Genomic DNA, 16,258 nt, shown 5'->3' on the forward strand with positions numbered 1-16,258 from the left:
TTGAGTACTGGTTCAGGGCAGGCGCCTTGATTCAGGGGTTGGAAGCTGGACTTGCGACCAGGGGCGGAGGCGTCCAATCGCCTTTGATCAGCGCATCGCAGGGCCCATAGGCACGCAGGGTCAGGGCGAATGCCTGTTCGGGAGCAGGCAGCCAGTTGCCGACCTTGTCTTCGGCCGGACGCTGGTGCTGGATATACAGGGTAAGAGAACCATCGGTGTTGTAGCGCAGCGCCGGGTTCTTGGTGCCGGTGGAGAAGCGATTGATCGGGTTGGCGGCAAAGAAGTGCACGCTGTCGTACAAGGTCAACGACCAGAAGCCCGAGACGGGCGGCGTTTGCCCGGCCGGGAAGGTCAAGGTGTAGTTGCGCTGGCCGGTAAGGCGTTGGCCGTTGCCGTCCTCTTCGCGAAACAGGTAGGTGGTTTCCTGCGCAGCGTTTTCGAAAATGTTGGATTTTGCAATCGCCAGGCGCGTGAGGTAGTCGGTGCCGAACGCTGCATTGTTGAAGGGACGGTTCCAGCCGTTGGCAATCCGCACGCCGTTGCGGCTCAGGTCGAACAACGGCTCGACCAGGGTCTTCTCGGCGTGCAGGGCGGCGTCCTGCAGCACCCTGGCAATCGCCGGGTTTGCCTCGCCGGCACTGATCAGCGCACGGAACTGTGCATACAGCGCCTCCTCGCCGGGCAATGGCGGCACCTGGGCCAATACCTGCTTGAGCTGGGCAAAGAAATGCTCCGGCACCACCCAGCGAGTTTCGCCCGGTGGCTGGGCGGCGGCGGACGCGGGTACGGGCAGCTTGGGCAAGTGCTGCCAGTCGATGGTTTTGACGGTGCCGTCGAAGGCCGACAGCGGGTACATGACGATCTGCTTGAGTAGCGGCTGTATCGCCTCGCGATCTTGCGGGGTGTCGGCCATGAACACCCGCGGGATGATCACCCCGGTGTTGGTCGGTGAGCGCAGCACTGCTTCTACACCGGTTGGCTTCTGACCTTGCCAATCCGGCCCGACCACCAGGTAGAAACCGGGCTTGGTGCCGTAGATCTTCGCCACCTGGGCAAAGCTGTCGGTGCGCTGGTCGGCCAGCTCGTACATCCAGAAGCGCTCGCCAAAATCAGGCACCTGGACGATCACCGGCGATTTATCCAGCGCCAATGCACCGAAACCGTAGACCACGTCCTGGTTGGGGTGGGCGACGATGCGGATGCCGGGGTCGATGTAGTCCGCCAACATTGCCAGTTGATTGACCGGCGCCACTGGCATCGGGCCGAGCATGCCGATGGCTGGCACGCGCTCGTAGAGCATGCGCCGGGTGTGCAGGTTGACCAGCGGCCAGCCCCAGGCGTAGGCAAACTGCGCCACCGCCCGGGCGTACCCTTCGGTCATTACGGTATTGGCCACCGGGCCCGCAGGCGCTTGGGGGGTGGCCGCAGTGGCGGGCAGGGTGGACAGCACACTGCCGATGGCCAGGGCCCCGAGTGCCCCGCGTAGTGCATGGGAGGGAGTGCGCTTATTCAACGACGTGTACCTGCGGCAGTTCATAGTGACCTTCGAGCACTTCATCCTTGGGCTGATACAGCCGCAAGATCATGTAAAAGGGGCCCTTGGGGGCGGGTAGCCAGTTGGCGGCGAACGGACCATCGGGCCTGACGACTTGCACCGGCACCTCGAACGAGCCATCGGCATTCACCTTTAAACCTCGGGTGTCGGAGCCGAGCTTGTAGCGAGCGATGGGGTTGTCCACCAGCATCTTGTCCCCGGCGTTGTAGACCGTCAGTGACCAGAAGGCATCCACCGGCGGCGCACTCTTGAAACGCAGTGCATAGCGTTTGGCCCCAGTCAGCTGCTGGCCTTTGTCGTCGAGCGAACGCAGTGGGTACATGGCTTCTTTTTCGCCCTGCCCCCCCAGGTAGGGGCCGCTGACCAGCGCGCGCAACGGGTAGTTGGCACCAAAGCGATCAAGCCCGGAGGCCCAGGCCCAGCCATTGCGCTGTTGTGCAGCGGACGCCAGTGCCGAGACGGCGACTTTCGGGCCATCGGCCAGGGCACGCAGCAAGCCGGCCTTTTGCGCCGGGGCAAGCCGCGAGGGATCGAAGCCTTCGGCGGTCAGGCCAAAACGGGCGAACTGGGCGAACAGCGCGTGGTCACGGGCGGGGACCGGGTTGTCCTTGATGGCTGCCGCCAGTTCCCGGAAGAAGTCCAGGCCGTCGTCGCTGGCCGTTGGCAACGGTGCCAGTGATTGGGCGCCGGCCCGATAGCCCGGGTTGTCGCGCTGCGACAGCGGGCGCAAGGTGAATTGCTGTTGCAGGGCGTGCAATGGCGCCAGGTCTTCGCCGTCATTGACCCGCAGACGGCCCCAGAGCCAGACCGTCCGGGTGCTGACATCCAGACGCTTGAGGCCCTCGGGCAGCGTGCCTTGCCAGCCCGGCGGCACCAGCACGTAGTCACCGGCCACCGTACCCGTGGCGCGTCGCCCCACGTAGTGTTCAAGTTCGTGCCACAGGTTGAATACATCGACCACGTAGTAGCGGTCGGCGGTATCGGGCACGTGCAGCACGTAGGGTTCGTTCAGTCGGACCACCGCGCTGAGGTACAGCGTGTCGTTGTTGGCGGTGGGCATATCCCTGGCGGCGGGCGTCGCCAGGGATTGCGCCCAGCCCAGTTGATTGAGCGGGGCACGGTAGCTGGTGGCAGGACGCGGGTGGGGCACCGAGGTGTATTCGCGGATCACCCGCTCCATGCGTACCAGCGGATAACCCCAGACATACGCGTTGATGCCATTGGCGTAGGCGTCGCCTTCCAGCCCGGCGACGATGCTTTCCTGGCTGGTGGGCAGGCTCAGCAGGGCGTCGGGACGCACCTGGGCGAGGACGGCAGTGCTTGGGCATCCGCCCCCGAGCAGTAGGGTGGCTAGGGCGCAACGCAGCCACATCCTGTTTTTCGGCATGAAAATCTCCCATGGTCGCGCCGGACGCCCGCGTGGGCGCCCGGTCTGGCAGGTAAGGGTCATAAGGCGATAGAGGGGGCGTCAGTTGGCCATCGAGGCCATGCCGATGCCGCCCGCACCTTTTTGCGAGGGCGGGAAGTCGTTCATGCTCTTGGCGAAGGCCTGCATGTAGGGCGCAATGATCGGAATGATCCAGCTGCGCTGCTGCTGCCAGCGGAAGTGGTCGCCGGCTTCTGGTGAGCGCTCGTAGGGGTCGACCTTGATGTCGATGACCAGGCCGCCCGGTACTTCCTTGGCCGCCTCCATCCACTTGTCCTTGAGGGCGGTGTGGACCTTCCACTGATTGACCCGCACCGCGTTCAGGTGGGTCTCGGCGAAGAAAAAGAACTCATGGCGTTTCGATTTGCCACCGGGTTGGGTCAGCATGCCGAGCTGGTTGTAGCCGTCCAGGTGGTTCTTGAAGGTTTTGCCATCGACTTGCAGGCCGGTCAGCAGCTTGTCTTTGACATCGGTCTGCCCCACGGCGGCCATGAGCGTGGGTAGCCAGTCTTCAGAGGTCATGAACTCACCGGTCCAGGTGTTGGGCTTGATGTTGCCTGGCCAACGCACCAGCATTGGTACGCGAAAGCCGCCGTCCCAGGTCAGGCCCTTTTCACCGCGGAACGAAGCAGCGCCCGAGTCTGGCCAGTGCGACAGGTTCACGCCGTTGTCGGAGGTGAACAGCACGATGGTGTTGTCGGTCAGGCCCTGGTCATCGAGGGTCTTGAGCAGTTTGCCGACCAGCGAGTCGAGCTGCAGGATCGCATCGGTGTATTCGGTATGCCCGCTCTTGCCCAGCCACTCATCGCTGACATGGATCTTCTGGTGCATGCGCGAGGGGTTGTACCAGAGAAAGAATGGCTTGCCGGCGGATTTCTGCTGCTTGATCCAGTCAATCGACAGGTCGGTGAACTGATCATCGACCGACTTCATGCGCTCGATGGTCAGCGGCCCCTCGTCGGTGATCTTCTGCTTGCCCACACGACCCCAGCGCGGATCGACCGTGGCATCATCGGTGCTGGTGGCCACCGCGTGGATCATGTTGCGCGGGATACCGGGGAAGTCCGGGTCTTTGGGAAAGTTGGTCATTTCAGCGATTTCCATCACATTGAGGTGATAGAGAAAGCCATAGAACTCATCGAACCCATGCACAGTGGGCAGGTACTCGTTGCGATCACCGATATGCGATTTGCCGAACATGCCGGTGGCGTAACCCTGGGCCTTGAGCAACTGGGCCAGGGTGACGTCGCTGTCCTGGATGCCGACTTTCGCCCCTGGTTGGCCCACCGCCGTCAAGCCGGTACGCACTGGGTACTGGCCAGTGATGAACGCGGCGCGACCGGCCGTGCAGCTCGGTTGGGCGTAATAGTCGGAGACCATCATGCCTTCCTGGGCGATGCGGTCGATGTTGGGCGTGGTGACGGCGCCCAGGCCGCGGTTGTAGGCGGAGACGTCCATGGGCGCCATGTCGTCGACCATGATGACGACAATATTGGGTTTCTCTGCGGCCTGCGCTACGCCCAGCACCGCAAGGCCCAGTCCGAGACTCAGGATCAGGTGTCGTATGAGAAGCATGAGGATGTCCTGTACGGTGGAGAGTAACGCGTTAGAGCGAGTGTGGCTCAGGAACCGGGGTTGCGCTAAAGGACCGGGTGCAGCGTCGGTACAGGGCGCCATGTCGGGCGTGGCCGACATAGAACGCCGGCCGAGTACCGGGGAACAGCCAGAACGGGGTCATCTCTGACGACGGGAAGACATTCGGAAAGCGCAGGTCGCGCATCGACGGGCCGGCGACGGTGGCTTCCTGGACCATGGAGATGTACTGGTCCACTGCGCTCTCCAGGGTATTGCCGTTGATGATCACCTCGGTGCCGATCATCCGCGCATAGTCGGCCACACCACTGGCAGTGGACAGCAGTGGGGCATAGGCATCGACGCTGACGCCGTTTTCGCTGGTCACCCACAGACCTTCGTCGGTATGCACCACGATCGAGTGGTTGCCTTCGGTGTGGCCTGGGGTATGCATCAGGGCCACGCCGTCACCGAGCATGATCGAGCCGTCGAAGCACATCACCTTGTCCTGGGGAATGCCGGTGACGCCGTTGGGGCAGTACCAGTCGGCCTGGTAGGGGTTCAGGTCGTTGGTCGAGGCCCACTCGCGCCAATGCACCAGCAGCTTGGCGTTGGGGAACAGGCCCGGCTCGCTGGCTGTACCCAGCCAGCGCCGTACGTCCTGGGTGTGCAGGTGGTCGTAGGTGATGTAGTCGATGTCTTCCGGGCGCAGGCCGAGGCGGGCGAGAATCTGCGGCACGGTGTTCTGGCGGTTGATGATCAGCTTGCTGATCCAGTTGGCCGTCCGGTCCTGCAGGCGCCGAAAGAACGGTGTTTCTCCGTTGCGTTCGTGATCGGAGGGCGAAACCAGCAATGTCTTTACGCCCTCGGGGGTGTCGAACTGCACCACGAACAGACGGTTCTGGATGTGCATGTATTCGACCAGGCGCTCCCGCGAGAACGCATTGCGCAGGCCGTAGCGCACTGGGTAGGGCACCTTGACCAGGTCGAACGATTCAAAATAGCGGGCCTTGGGGCCACGCAGCATGTCGTCCCGAAACCGCGCTGCGGCAATCCGGGTGTCTTCGACCCGGGCCTGCTGGCCAGCTGCGCTGCGGGCGTTATCGAAGTGACGAATCGGTTCAAATGCACTCATTTACGGGCATCCTTGAGGGAAGGGAGGGCGCTTCTGGCCAGATTACGATCGACAATCCAGCGTTGCAGTGAACTGAACTTGCGCCCCAGGGCGCGGATCAACCGGGCCTTGAAACCTGGCGTGATCATGAACTGACGCCGCTGGATTCCGCGCATGATCCCGGCCACCGCTTGCTCGACGGTCAGCACGCCTGCCACGGCGTTGAGTTCGCGGGTTACCGGGCTGCCATGCTGGCGCTCATAGGTCAGCAGCGGCGTCTGGATTTCGCCTGGGCACACCACTGACACATCGATGCCACACAGCTTTTGTTCGGCGCGCAGCACTTCGGCCAGGCCTACCACACCGAACTTGGAGGCGGCGTAGGCCGACTGGGTATAGCTGCCGACAATCCCGGCAAGGGACGCCATGAGCACCAAGTGCCCCTGTGGCTTCAGGTACTTGAGCGCACTGGCAGCGAAGTTGCGGCTGCCGAACAGGTTGACCCTGATCACCTGCTCGAACGTTTCTACGGCAAGCTCGGTGAACACGGCGTTGCGCATCAGGCCGGCGCAGTTGAACGCAAGCTCAGGCGCACCCTGCAGGCTGTGCGCCAGGGCCATTGCATTGTCCACGGCTGCTGAGTCGGTGATGTCAACGGGGTACCAGCGCACGGTTTGCCCCGGCGCGGTGCACCTTTTGCGCAATTGTTCCAGGATGTCGTCTGCGAGCTGCAGGTCGAAAATCGCGACGCTTGCGCCTTGCGCCAGTAGCGCATGGGCAAAGCCCAGGCCAATGCCACTGCCGCCACCGGACAGATAGGCAACGCGAGGCAAGTGAAACTTCCAGTTCGTCATGGACAGACCTGTCGAGCCAAGGGGGAGTGGCGAAAATTTACCTTTACGCGCCGGCAACGACTTGACATTTACCGAACAAAAGTTGATTTATTACGAACTCATCACGGCGGGGCGATGCAACATGTTCCTGTTACGCAGCGGTGCCATCGACGGTTACAGCACACTGGTGTCCAAGCTTGGTCACAACCCGGTGAGCCTGTTGCAGGGCGCCGGCATGGTGGTGGCGCAACTGCGCCAGCCCAACAGCTATGTGTCGTATGAAAGCACCGCCGACCTGCTCGACCACACCGCAGCGCAATGCCAGGAACCCTTGTTCGGCTTGCGTCTGGCGGCCCGGCAAAACCTCTTGGCCATCGGTGACGTGGCGCTGTCGGGCAGCCGCCAGGCAACGGTCGGCGAAGCGCTGAACTTTGCCCGCCAGTACCTGTACCTGCACGCCAGCGGCCTGCACCTGGAGCAAGCCAGCAGGGGCGAACGGGCTGAAGTAAGGCTGCGTTTCGACTTCAGCAATGCCTTCGGCCTGCTGCAGTTGAGCCAGCTCAGCGCCGCGCAATTGTTCAACGCCGTCAAACTGCTGACTGGGGGCGATAGCCCGCAGATTCGCCTGCACCTGCAACAAGGCAGCGCCCGCAGTGCTCACTGGCAGGCCGCCGGCGACTACGGCAAAGTCCGCTTCAACAGCACCTTCGACGGCATCAGCTTCCCCATCGACTACCTCAAGCGCCCGCCGTTGGCCAACGAGGAACTGCTACGCGAGCACCTGCTGCATTGCGTGCAACTGCTCAAAGCCCAATACCCGGAAAACCTCAAGGCCCAGGTCTGCCACCTGATCGGAAGCCTGCTGCACACCGGCGAATGTGGCATCGAGGCAGTAAGCAACTCACTGGGCGTGCAGCCGCGTGTGCTGCAAAAGCGTCTCAGGGCCGAAGGCAGCAGCTTCAGCCAGTTGCTGCAGGAAACCCGCCTGGACATCGCCCGGCTCAACTTGTTGCGTGAAACCACCAGTATCACCGACCTGGCGCTCAACCTTGGCTACGCCGATGTCTCGGTGTTCAGTCGTCACTTCAAGCAATGGACTGGCCTGTCCCCCCGAAACTGGCGGGCGCAACAGCCACCCAACGTGGAAATCTGACAAGCACAACCCCTTGAACTAGGCTCCTGACAGCTGCTGACAGGAAGCCCGCGCCATGTTCGATTTTCTCTTGCACGCCTTGCGTTCTACACCGGAGATCGCGGTGTTCCTGGCCATTGCCCTGGGTGTGTTCATCGGGCGGATTCACCTGGGCAGCTTTCATCTGGGCTCGGTAGCTGGCGCGTTGTTGATGGGGCTGCTGATCGGCCAGATCGGCCTGGAGGTACCTACCGGGCTCAAGACGGTGTTCTTTGTACTGTTTATCTACGCCGTGGGCTTCAAGAGCGGCCCGGAGTTTTTCGGCAGCCTCAATCGCGGCACCCTCAAGCTGGTGTTGGTATCGGTCGTGCTCTGCGCAACGGCCCTGGGCTGCATTCTGCTGATGGCCACCTTCTACGACTTTGATGCAGGCTTTACCGCCGGGCTTGGCGCTGGCGCGCTGACCGACACGGCGATCATGGGCACCGCGACCAGTGCCATCAATCAATTGGCCATCGACAGCGCGGCGAAGGCCGAGCTCAACAGCCACATGGCTATTGCCTACGCCATCACCTACCTGTTCGGTACCATCGGCCTGATCGTGTTCGTCGGCACGGTGGCGCCGAAGCTGCTCGGGGTCGACCTCAAGGCCTCGGCGCGAGAACTGGAACTGTCGCTGGGTATCGCCAATGAAGAAGACGCAATCACGGTGCCCTATACCCGAATCGTGGTACGCGCCCACCAGGTGATCGCGCAGGGTGAAGCCGATGGCGTGCGCATTGTCGATATCGAAGCCCGGCATCCATCGCTGACAGTGGAACGGATAGTGCGGGCCGGCCAGGTCATCGCGCGCGACCCGCAACTGACTCTGCGCGCGGGGGATATCGTCGGTGTGTATGCCCTGCGCGAAGCGGTCGGCACGCTGGCGCTGTGGATGGGGCCAGAGATCGACCATCCCGAGTCATTGTCGTTTCCTACCCGCCAGGTCGACATCGTACTGACCGCAGCCGAATTCAACGGCAAGACCATTCACCAGGCCAAGGCACACCTGGGCAACGTCCAGGGGTTGGGCTGCTTTGTGAACACCGTGACCCGCCAAGGCTATGAACTGCCATTGCTGCCCAACACCGTACTGCGCCGCGGTGACGTGATCACCCTGACAGGACGCACCGCCAGTGTCGAAGCCCTGGCCGAGCGCTTGGGGCGGATTAGGGAGAGCAACTACAAGAGCGACATCGCCGTGCATGCCTTGGGCATGGTCATCGGTTCGTTGCTGGGGCTGTTGTCGACCCACATCGGCATGATCCCGGTGGAGCTGGGTATTGGTGGCGGGGTATTGGTCGCAGCGCTGGTCATTGGCTGGTACAACTCGCGCCATCCGGAAACCGGTGCCTTGCCGCCAGCGGCGCAATGGGCGTTCTCGGAGTTCGGGCTGACCGCCTTCGGTGCGGTAGTGGGCCTGCTGGCCGGCCCGGCCGCGATAGCGGCCATGAAGGAGCAGGGCGTGGCGCTGCTGGTATCAGGCGCAGTAGTCACCATCGTGCCGCCGCTGGTGGCGCTGTACTTTGGCCGCTACGTGCTACGCCTGCATCCGATGATTCTGTTCGGTGCCCTGGCCGGTGCACAGACCGAGGCGGCGTCGATGAACAAGATCATCGAGCAGTCGGGCAGTAATACGCCGGTCATCGGCTTCACCGTGTGCTATGCCATCTCTAACGTGCTGCTGGCGGTGTGCGGGCCAATCATTGTTTATGTAGTGACCGGGTAGGTAACACGGCATCAAGGCGCGCTGAACGTGCCAGCGGTTGTCGTCCACGCCACACGTAATGTTGAAGTTACATTGACCCCGAGGGTCATTTACCGTGTTGGTTTGTTCATGCGGCCAAGTAGCATACAGAAATAGTTGCTCACCTGCATTGCCGCCCATCTTTACTAGCCTCAGTGTCTTTCGCACAAGGAGGCGCACGCTACATGTCTATCTATGAACGAACTATTCAGGGTGCCCGCCAATGGAATGACTGGCGCTGGCAGCAGAAGAATGCAGTGCGTGACGAACCGACACTTAACGCGGCCTGCGGTGGTTGGAGCAAAGAGGTATCGGCGCATATCGAACGCAACTTGCAAGACCGCAAGCTGCAAGTCACGCCGTATTATATTGAGCTCATCATGCGCTCGCTCGATAACGCGCCGGTGACCGAGCATCCCCTGTGGCAACAGGTGGTGCCCTACTGGAATGAAGAAATACCGGGCGACTACGATGGCACTTCCGAGAATTGGGAGTTGCACCATGAGATGAAGACGCCTATTTGCCAGCACAAGTACGATAATCGCGTCATCTTGCGGATGACCAATACCTGCAATGCCTATTGCCAGTTCTGTTTCGAGGCCTTGCGCACCCTGCAGGTCGACACTGAAAAAGCCAACGCCAACACCCACTCATTCCTGGCATCGGTGGAGTACGTACGCAACAACCCTGCCATCGAGGAGGTGATCCTCAGCGGTGGTGACCCCTTGATGCTGGCCGACCGCAGGCTGGAAGAGAACCTGGCGGCATTGCGCGCCGTCAGCGACAACCTGCTTATTCGCATTCATTCTCGGGCCTTGAGTTTCAACCCGTTTCGTGTCACCGATGAGTTGGTGGCCATGCTGGATAAATATAAAGTCAACGCCTTTGGCGTGCATGTCTGCCACCCCCTTGAACTGAGCGCAGACTTTACCGCCGCCGTTCAGCGCCTTCAGCGTGTCGTGCCTATTGTGTTTGCCAACATGCCATTGTTGCGGGGCGTGAATGACGATGAAGACACATTGCACACACTGTTTATTGACCTTTACCGCCTGGGTGTAAAACCCTATTACCTGTACCACTTCATGCCGTTCTCACCCGGTGCGTCGGCGTACAAGGCTTCGATCAGTCAGGCCATTGCGATCATGGATCGGCTTAAACGCCGTGTGTCCAACATCGCCCTGCCCGAATATGTTCTACCGCACGCACAAGGCAAATTCACCGTGCCCTTGCTGGATGTTGAAAAGCCTCAAGACTTTCCACACTTTGAAGTTCGCGACGGACAACGGTATTACCGCTTCCGTAACTGGCAAGGCCACTGGTGCAGTTGGCAGGACGCGTAAACTCATCGACGAAATCAGGACGTAGTGATCATGAAGCAGGATGCCATTCTTTTTATTGATGTCGATGACAGTCGTCATGTTCGCTATCACTACCGGGAGCCGCACTTTGCAGCGGCCCGCGAACAAGGATTGCTTTGTCTGACGGCGGGTGTAGCAGGGCGCCATCACCTGCAACGACTTCGGGATGACAGTGATGCCGTGTTCTTGCTCGATTCGCTGAACGAGCACGCCATTCTGGACCTGGTTGCCCAACTGGAGGAGCAGTACGCCCTTCGTGCGATTTTCTGCCAGGCGGGGCATCCGTCTGCTCAAGGGGAGGTGGGGTGTATCGTTGCGCAGGTCTGCCAGCGGCTCGGGCTGGTCTACAGCTGCCCCGAGGGTATTGCCGCCTGCAACAACAAGTTCCTGATGCGCCGTGTACTGGATAAGCAGGGGCTTCGCTCCGTGCCGTTCGCACTGTGCAGCAACGAACAGGCCCTCAAGGCGGGGGCTGACCGAGTGGGCTATCCGCTGATCGCCAAGCCACCGTTTGGTGGTGCCTCTGCGTTCATCAAGAAGTGTTCCAACTGGGAAGCATTGCGCAGCCATTACGCGCAGTTCCGTCGCGAGCACGGCACTGCCAGCAACTCGGATTTCTACGGCTGCGCGCACACCCTGGCGGGCGAAGACGGGCAGCAGCACGCGCACATTCCAGGCTGCAGCATGCTGCTGGAGGGCTATATCTCGGGCATTGAAGGGAGTGTCGAGTGTGTGATCGTCGGTGAGCAGATCCATGCGCTGCTGATCAACGAAAAACTGGTGCTTACCGAGCGCAGCGGCACTGTGCTCGAAAACCTGCTGATTTCACCGCCGGCGTCCTTTACCGAGCAGCAGTGCAAACAGATCCGCCAATACGCTGTGGATTGCCTGCGCGCGGTCGGCCTGACCAACGCGGTGGTGCATTTCGAGTTTCGCATGACCGCCGAGGGCCCCGTGGCCATTGAAATCAACCCGCGCCTGGGGGGCTCTACGTCAACGCGGCATTTCGTGACCTGGCCGCCATCGATCCTTACCAGTTGTATATCGCTGTGCTGCTGGGCAAACCGGGGGTAACCGCGCAACTCGATGGTGCCGCGCAAAAGGTCGCCGCTGCAGGACAACGCTACTCGATGCTGGCGGTGTACCCGGAACACAGCGGCCATTTCAAGGGCATTGAAGGCCTGCACTACCTGGATAACCAGGCGTGTGTACTGGAATATGCCCAGCAGAGCGCCGGCAGCTATATCGACGCGGATATCGAAGAGCACTACTTGCTCAAGTGCTGGGCCAAGGTCGACGATGCCGCACACGCCCATGCCCTGCATGATGCGGTCAGGCAAAACCTGCGTGTCATCCTCGATAACCCGGTTGCAGGGTAGCGCGATGGACGTCCTACAGATTTCGGCGCATTTGCGCGAGCATCACCATTGCCATGTCCGGGATTATCGGGATCTGATTCCGATTGAACCCGGTGAAGAGGACAGCTTTCGAGCGTACTGGTCAAATCTGGTGCCCGACGAGGCGTTCCAGGCGTACACCCACCGCGAACGCCGCATCCTGCGCTATCGATTGTCGCCTTCGCGGCAACTACAGCTCGACAGGAATACCGCGTTCAATTCGCCCGTCACCTATGCCATCGAGTATCGCCAGGGCGTCAATCACTTGAGCTACTGCGAGGAGGGCTTCATCTCGCATCCGCTCATGCACAAGCTTCTGGCCATGGACCTTGCGCTGATCGGCCCGCACCTCGGTGAGCAGGCGTACACGATTGATATCCACCCGTTCCGGGTCAAGGCAGATGCCCAGTCCAGCAGCCCGACCACGTCGGGGATTCACCAGGATGGCCTGGACTGGGTATTCGTGCATTTCATCGGCGAGCGTAATACGGTGCCAGTGGTCTCGGAGTTCTTCACCACTGAATCGACACACAGCCCGGTGTTGAACCTGGCGCTGGGGCAGTTCCTCGAAACCATCGTGTTCAATGATCGCGCACTGTACCATCGCGCCAGCGATGTTCGTCCGCTGGCCGATTCGGCCCCAGCCTGGCGCGATGTGTTGCTCGTCGGCCTGCGCAGTGAAAGGCCCGACGCAGAGGCGCAGGGTTCATGAGCCACGACTCGCGGTTGGCCCGCTCGACCCTGAACGCGCGCCTGATCATCTTTGCCAGAGGCATTTCGGATTTTGGCGCGTTCCTGAACATGGTGGCGCTCTCCACCTACGTCTACTGGCTCAGTGAAAGCGTGGTGTTCGTCAGTATCTTCCTGGCGTGCCGCGTCATCGGCGGGATTGTCGCCAGCCTGTTCGGCATTGCGTTTTTCCGGCGCTTTGCCGGGCGAGGCACACTGGCCGGCCTGGATCTGGCCAGGGCGCTGCTATTGACGCCGCTGCTGGTGCTGATACCAGCGCATCAGCTGAGCATCCTGCCGTTTATCGCCTTTGGGATCGGCTTGTGCAATTCGCTGTTTGCCATTGGTATCAACAGCCAGCTACCCACCTGGGTTGCACTGGAGCAGCGGGTGAGCACCAATGCTTGGATTACCTCTGCCGCGGCCACCGGTGCGGTCTTCGGCAGCTTGCTGTCCGGCTTGCTGATTGCAACTGCGGGGTTCGCAGCGGTGTTCACCGTCAACATTGCCACCTATGTGCTGGCCGCCAGCCTGATCTTGCCGTTGCGTGCGTTGTATTCAGTCGCGGTAGCTGCGCATCGAGGGCTTTCTGCCGAGTGGCACGAACTCAGAACAGGGCTGCGTGCAGCACCGGTGTTGGCAGCCATGCTGCTGATCAGCATGCTCGACACGCTTGGTAGCGCCGCTCATAACGTCGGTTGGCCCGTGTTGTCCCAGTACATTTCGCCAGACACGGCAAAAACGGTGATGGGTTATCTGCTGGCGGTCTGGGCCTGTGGCAAGTTCCTTGGCGCGCGCCTGGCCAGTGCAGTTCTGAAAGGCCGTGACACGCAGCGCATGGAGCGCCTGTTCATGATGGGCGTGGCGCTGATGTCCAGCGGTTTCGTGCTGACCTTTCAACAAACCGAGTTGTGGTTGGCACTGGTGTTGGTCGTGTGGGCCGGCCTGGGGGATGGACTGTCTGAGGTGGCCTTGATTTCCCGGGCACAAAGCGAGCCGGATAGCCTGCGCCTGCCACTGTTCAGTTTATTGACCCTGATTCAGATGGCCGGCTTCGGCGTAGGCATGCTGCTGGTCGGCCCGTTCTATGTAGCATGGACGCCGGCCCAGGTGATTGTTGTGTTCCATGGCTTGCCGTTGGTTGCGCTGGTGATCATGGGGCTGTGGATGAACAAGCGGCGGATCGACGTTGGCGCATGGAAGAAATCCTGAGGGCCCATAGCAGCACGACCGCAGGCTGACACCAGCGGCTACAAGTTGGGGTTGCAGTCTGTAGCCGCTGCCGAAGTACGAGGCTGCGATCGGCTGCGCAGCAGTCGTCATTCCGTTTCAGTAATTGAGTGTATAGCGCAGGATCAAACGGTTCTCGTTGGCGCTGTCGGCGTAGGTGGAGCGGTTGGTGGAGTTGCGCCATTGTACCGACAGCCCTTTGACCGGGCCGCTCTGGACCACGTAGGTGATATCGGTCATGCGTTCCCACTCCTGGCCGTCGTCACCCGATGCGCGTAGGCCGGCCGCCTGTGATGTATTGATCATGGTCGGATCGACGTCCTCACCCTTGGCGTACTTCACCCCCAGGGTCAGGCCGGGAATACCCAGGGTGACGAAGTCGAAGTCATAGCGCGCGAACCAGACGCGTTCATTGGCTGCGGTGAAGGTGCTCACCAGCGATTCACCGAACAGGTAGGTGTCAGTGCCATTGACGAACGCAAACGGGGTATCGCCCCAGGCTTTCTGGTAACCGCCGCCCAGAGTGTGGCCCTTGAGGCTGTAGGCCAGGTAACTGCTCAAGGTACGGTTATCGACTTCACCCAGGCTTTTGTCGCCGGTCTCGTTGGCGTCGAACAGGCGCACATCGGTAATAAGGGTGCCCACCGACAGTGGCTGGTTGAGTTTCAGGCCCACGTAGTTGTTGCGGTAAAGGTCTTCAAGCTCGGCGATGTGATAGCTCAAGGTCAGCGTCGGCAACGCTTTGTAATCGAAGGCCAGGTAGTTGTAATAGTCGGCTTCTACCGGCGCGTAGCCGGTGGCGGTGAGGGATTCGAAGTCGGTGGAGTTGCGCTGCTTCACCTTGTTGATTCGCAGCGCCGAAAAAGTCAGCCCGGACAGATCGTTGGACACCAGGCTGCCACCACGAAACACCTGGGGCAGCAAGCGGCTGTTGTTGCTTGCAAGCAACGGCATGACCGGGTTGATGCCGCCAATGCGCAGCTCGCTTTTGCCCAGGCGCGCCTTGGCGGTCACGGTCATCTTGCTGTATGCGTCTTCGACGTTGCGCTCGGAGTCGTAGGCCAGCAGGCCTGATCCGGTTCGGTCGGGACTGGAGTCGAGCTTAACCCCGAGCAGGCCAAGGGCGTCGACACCAAAGCCGACCGTTCCTTCGGTAAAACCCGATTGCAGGTTGAGGATGAAACCCTGGCCCCATTCATCGCGCTTGTTCTGACGTGCATCGTCATTGCGAAAGTCGCGGTTGTAATAGAAGTTGCGCAGTTCAAGGCTTGCCTTTGCATCATTGACAAAGTCCGCCAGTGCCACAGGGGTTTGAGTGGCAACAGCCGTGGCGAGCAGCAGCTTCACAGGGTGTTTCGACATTACAGGCACCTTTTATTTTTGTTGTTGTGATCAAAGTGGAACGTTGCAAACGCACTGACCGTTTCCCGATCGGTCACCAGGGTGTTTTCGACACCGGCAGGGTCGGCGTAGCCGAGGCTCATGCCGCACACCAGCATCTGCTCGGGCGCAATGCCCAATTGCTGCGAGATGAGGGCGTGGTACTTGAGGAAGGAGGCCTGCGGGCAGGTATGCAGGCCTCGGCCACGCGCGGCGACCATCACGCTTTGCAAGAACATGCCGTAGTCGAGGAGGCTGCCCTCGCCGAGGCTACGGTCAATGGTGAACAGCAGCCCTACCGGGGCGTCGAAGAACCGGTAGTTGCGACCGTGCTGTTCATGCATGCGCTGCTTGTCGCCCTTGTCGATGCCCAGCAACCCGTAGAGCGCCCAGCCCACGGCCCGTCGGCGGTCGAGGTAGGGCGCTTTCCATTGGCGTGGGTAGTAGGCATATGGGTCCTGCAGATGGGCGCTGCGCACCGGATCGTCATCGAGTTCGGCGATGGCGCGCGACAGCCGCGCCTTCGCTTCGCCGGCAACCACGTGAACATGCCAGGGTTGCATGTTCACGCCGGTAGCGCTGAAGCGGGCGACATCGAGGATGGCCTCGATGTCGGCCTGCGCCACCTCGGTGGGAAGAAATGCCCGGATACTGCGTCGCGTGGTGATTGCCCAGTCAACGGCCTGGTGTACAAGTTTCGCGTCGGCTGGCGGTGGCGATAGTCGGTTCATGTCTGATCCTGCAGG

General features: G+C 61.1%; 14 protein-coding genes. 7 read left to right on the top strand and 7 right to left on the bottom strand.

Translation table 11 applies throughout. The features are described 5' to 3' along the window. Nucleotides 1–31: 31 nt before the first annotated feature. From ABVN19_RS09160 to ABVN19_RS09180, 5 genes are all read right to left on the bottom strand, one after another. On the bottom strand, nt 32–1,513 hold the full coding sequence (locus ABVN19_RS09160) for a DUF1254 domain-containing protein (RefSeq protein WP_028945198.1): 1,482 nt from the start codon (nt 1,511–1,513) through the stop codon (nt 32–34). Next, nucleotides 1,506–2,942, bottom strand: a complete 1,437-nt coding sequence (locus tag ABVN19_RS09165; RefSeq protein WP_218274686.1) for a DUF1254 domain-containing protein — start codon at nt 2,940–2,942, stop codon at nt 1,506–1,508. The genes ABVN19_RS09160 and ABVN19_RS09165 overlap by 8 nt, the downstream gene beginning before the upstream one ends. An 81-nt stretch (nt 2,943–3,023) precedes the next feature. Beyond that, a complete protein-coding gene (locus ABVN19_RS09170; RefSeq protein ID WP_051270648.1) occupies nt 3,024–4,556 on the bottom strand; it encodes an arylsulfatase in 1,533 nt (510 codons plus the stop codon). A gap of 31 nt (nt 4,557–4,587) precedes the next feature. Then, nucleotides 4,588–5,688, bottom strand: a complete 1,101-nt coding sequence (locus ABVN19_RS09175; RefSeq protein ID WP_218274685.1) for a hypothetical protein — start codon at nt 5,686–5,688, stop codon at nt 4,588–4,590. Further along, nucleotides 5,685–6,521 carry an SDR family NAD(P)-dependent oxidoreductase gene (locus tag ABVN19_RS09180; protein ID WP_084168013.1) on the bottom strand — a complete coding sequence of 279 codons (837 nt, stop codon included), beginning with the start codon at nt 6,519–6,521 and terminating at the stop codon, nt 5,685–5,687. The genes ABVN19_RS09175 and ABVN19_RS09180 overlap by 4 nt, the downstream gene beginning before the upstream one ends. A 121-nt stretch (nt 6,522–6,642) precedes the next feature. Here ABVN19_RS09180 and ABVN19_RS09185 point away from each other — a divergent pair, with 121 nt between their 5' ends. From ABVN19_RS09185 to ABVN19_RS09215, 7 genes are all read left to right on the top strand, one after another. Further along, complete coding sequence (locus ABVN19_RS09185) at nt 6,643–7,653, top strand: AraC family transcriptional regulator (protein ID WP_028945201.1); 1,011 nt, start codon at nt 6,643–6,645, stop codon at nt 7,651–7,653. A gap of 55 nt (nt 7,654–7,708) precedes the next feature. After that, a complete protein-coding gene (gene aspT / locus ABVN19_RS09190) occupies nt 7,709–9,400 on the top strand; it encodes an aspartate-alanine antiporter (protein WP_028945202.1) in 1,692 nt (563 codons plus the stop codon). Between the two features lie 275 nt (nt 9,401–9,675). Further along, complete coding sequence (locus ABVN19_RS09195; protein WP_256585753.1) at nt 9,676–10,758, top strand: radical SAM protein; 1,083 nt, start codon at nt 9,676–9,678, stop codon at nt 10,756–10,758. Nucleotides 10,759–10,788: 30 nt separating this feature from the next. After that, a complete protein-coding gene (locus tag ABVN19_RS09200; protein ID WP_256585752.1) occupies nt 10,789–11,850 on the top strand; it encodes an ATP-grasp domain-containing protein in 1,062 nt (353 codons plus the stop codon). Further along, entirely contained in the window at nt 11,814–12,155 is a 342-nt protein-coding gene (locus ABVN19_RS09205) for a hypothetical protein (RefSeq protein WP_256585751.1), read from the top strand. Before ABVN19_RS09200 ends, ABVN19_RS09205 begins: the two co-directional genes overlap by 37 nt. A gap of 4 nt (nt 12,156–12,159) precedes the next feature. Then, nucleotides 12,160–12,885, top strand: coding sequence for a 2OG-Fe dioxygenase family protein (locus ABVN19_RS09210; RefSeq protein ID WP_028945205.1), 726 nt, complete (start codon nt 12,160–12,162; stop codon nt 12,883–12,885). Continuing rightward, a complete protein-coding gene (locus ABVN19_RS09215; RefSeq protein WP_105641288.1) occupies nt 12,882–14,114 on the top strand; it encodes an MFS transporter in 1,233 nt (410 codons plus the stop codon). Before ABVN19_RS09210 ends, ABVN19_RS09215 begins: the two co-directional genes overlap by 4 nt. A gap of 117 nt (nt 14,115–14,231) precedes the next feature. Here ABVN19_RS09215 and ABVN19_RS09220 read toward each other — a convergent pair whose 3' ends face one another. Next, complete coding sequence (locus tag ABVN19_RS09220) at nt 14,232–15,494, bottom strand: OprD family porin (RefSeq protein ID WP_028945207.1); 1,263 nt, start codon at nt 15,492–15,494, stop codon at nt 14,232–14,234. Next, nucleotides 15,494–16,243, bottom strand: a complete 750-nt coding sequence (locus ABVN19_RS09225; RefSeq protein ID WP_105641287.1) for a nitroreductase — start codon at nt 16,241–16,243, stop codon at nt 15,494–15,496. Before ABVN19_RS09225 ends, ABVN19_RS09220 begins: the two co-directional genes overlap by 1 nt. Nucleotides 16,244–16,258: the final 15 nt, after the last annotated feature.

The organism is Pseudomonas vranovensis (assembly GCF_040438935.1).
GTDB classification, from domain to species: Bacteria; Pseudomonadota; Gammaproteobacteria; order Pseudomonadales; family Pseudomonadaceae; genus Aquipseudomonas; species Aquipseudomonas vranovensis.

Excerpts from the sequence above, each read along its gene's own strand:
- ABVN19_RS09165 (WP_218274686.1), bottom strand. The coding sequence starts at position 2,942 with ATGCCGAAAAACAGGATGTGGCTGCGTTGCGCCCTAGCCACCCTACTG.
- ABVN19_RS09170 (WP_051270648.1), bottom strand. The coding sequence starts at position 4,556 with ATGCTTCTCATACGACACCTGATCCTGAGTCTCGGACTGGGCCTTGCG.
- ABVN19_RS09175 (WP_218274685.1), bottom strand. The coding sequence starts at position 5,688 with ATGAGTGCATTTGAACCGATTCGTCACTTCGATAACGCCCGCAGCGCA.
- ABVN19_RS09180 (WP_084168013.1), bottom strand. The coding sequence starts at position 6,521 with ATGACGAACTGGAAGTTTCACTTGCCTCGCGTTGCCTATCTGTCCGGT.
- ABVN19_RS09185 (WP_028945201.1), top strand. The coding sequence starts at position 6,643 with ATGTTCCTGTTACGCAGCGGTGCCATCGACGGTTACAGCACACTGGTG.
- aspT (WP_028945202.1), top strand. The coding sequence starts at position 7,709 with ATGTTCGATTTTCTCTTGCACGCCTTGCGTTCTACACCGGAGATCGCG.
- ABVN19_RS09200 (WP_256585752.1), top strand. The coding sequence starts at position 10,789 with ATGAAGCAGGATGCCATTCTTTTTATTGATGTCGATGACAGTCGTCAT.
- ABVN19_RS09210 (WP_028945205.1), top strand. The coding sequence starts at position 12,160 with ATGGACGTCCTACAGATTTCGGCGCATTTGCGCGAGCATCACCATTGC.
- ABVN19_RS09215 (WP_105641288.1), top strand. The coding sequence starts at position 12,882 with ATGAGCCACGACTCGCGGTTGGCCCGCTCGACCCTGAACGCGCGCCTG.
- ABVN19_RS09220 (WP_028945207.1), bottom strand. The coding sequence starts at position 15,494 with ATGTCGAAACACCCTGTGAAGCTGCTGCTCGCCACGGCTGTTGCCACT.
- ABVN19_RS09225 (WP_105641287.1), bottom strand. The coding sequence starts at position 16,243 with ATGAACCGACTATCGCCACCGCCAGCCGACGCGAAACTTGTACACCAG.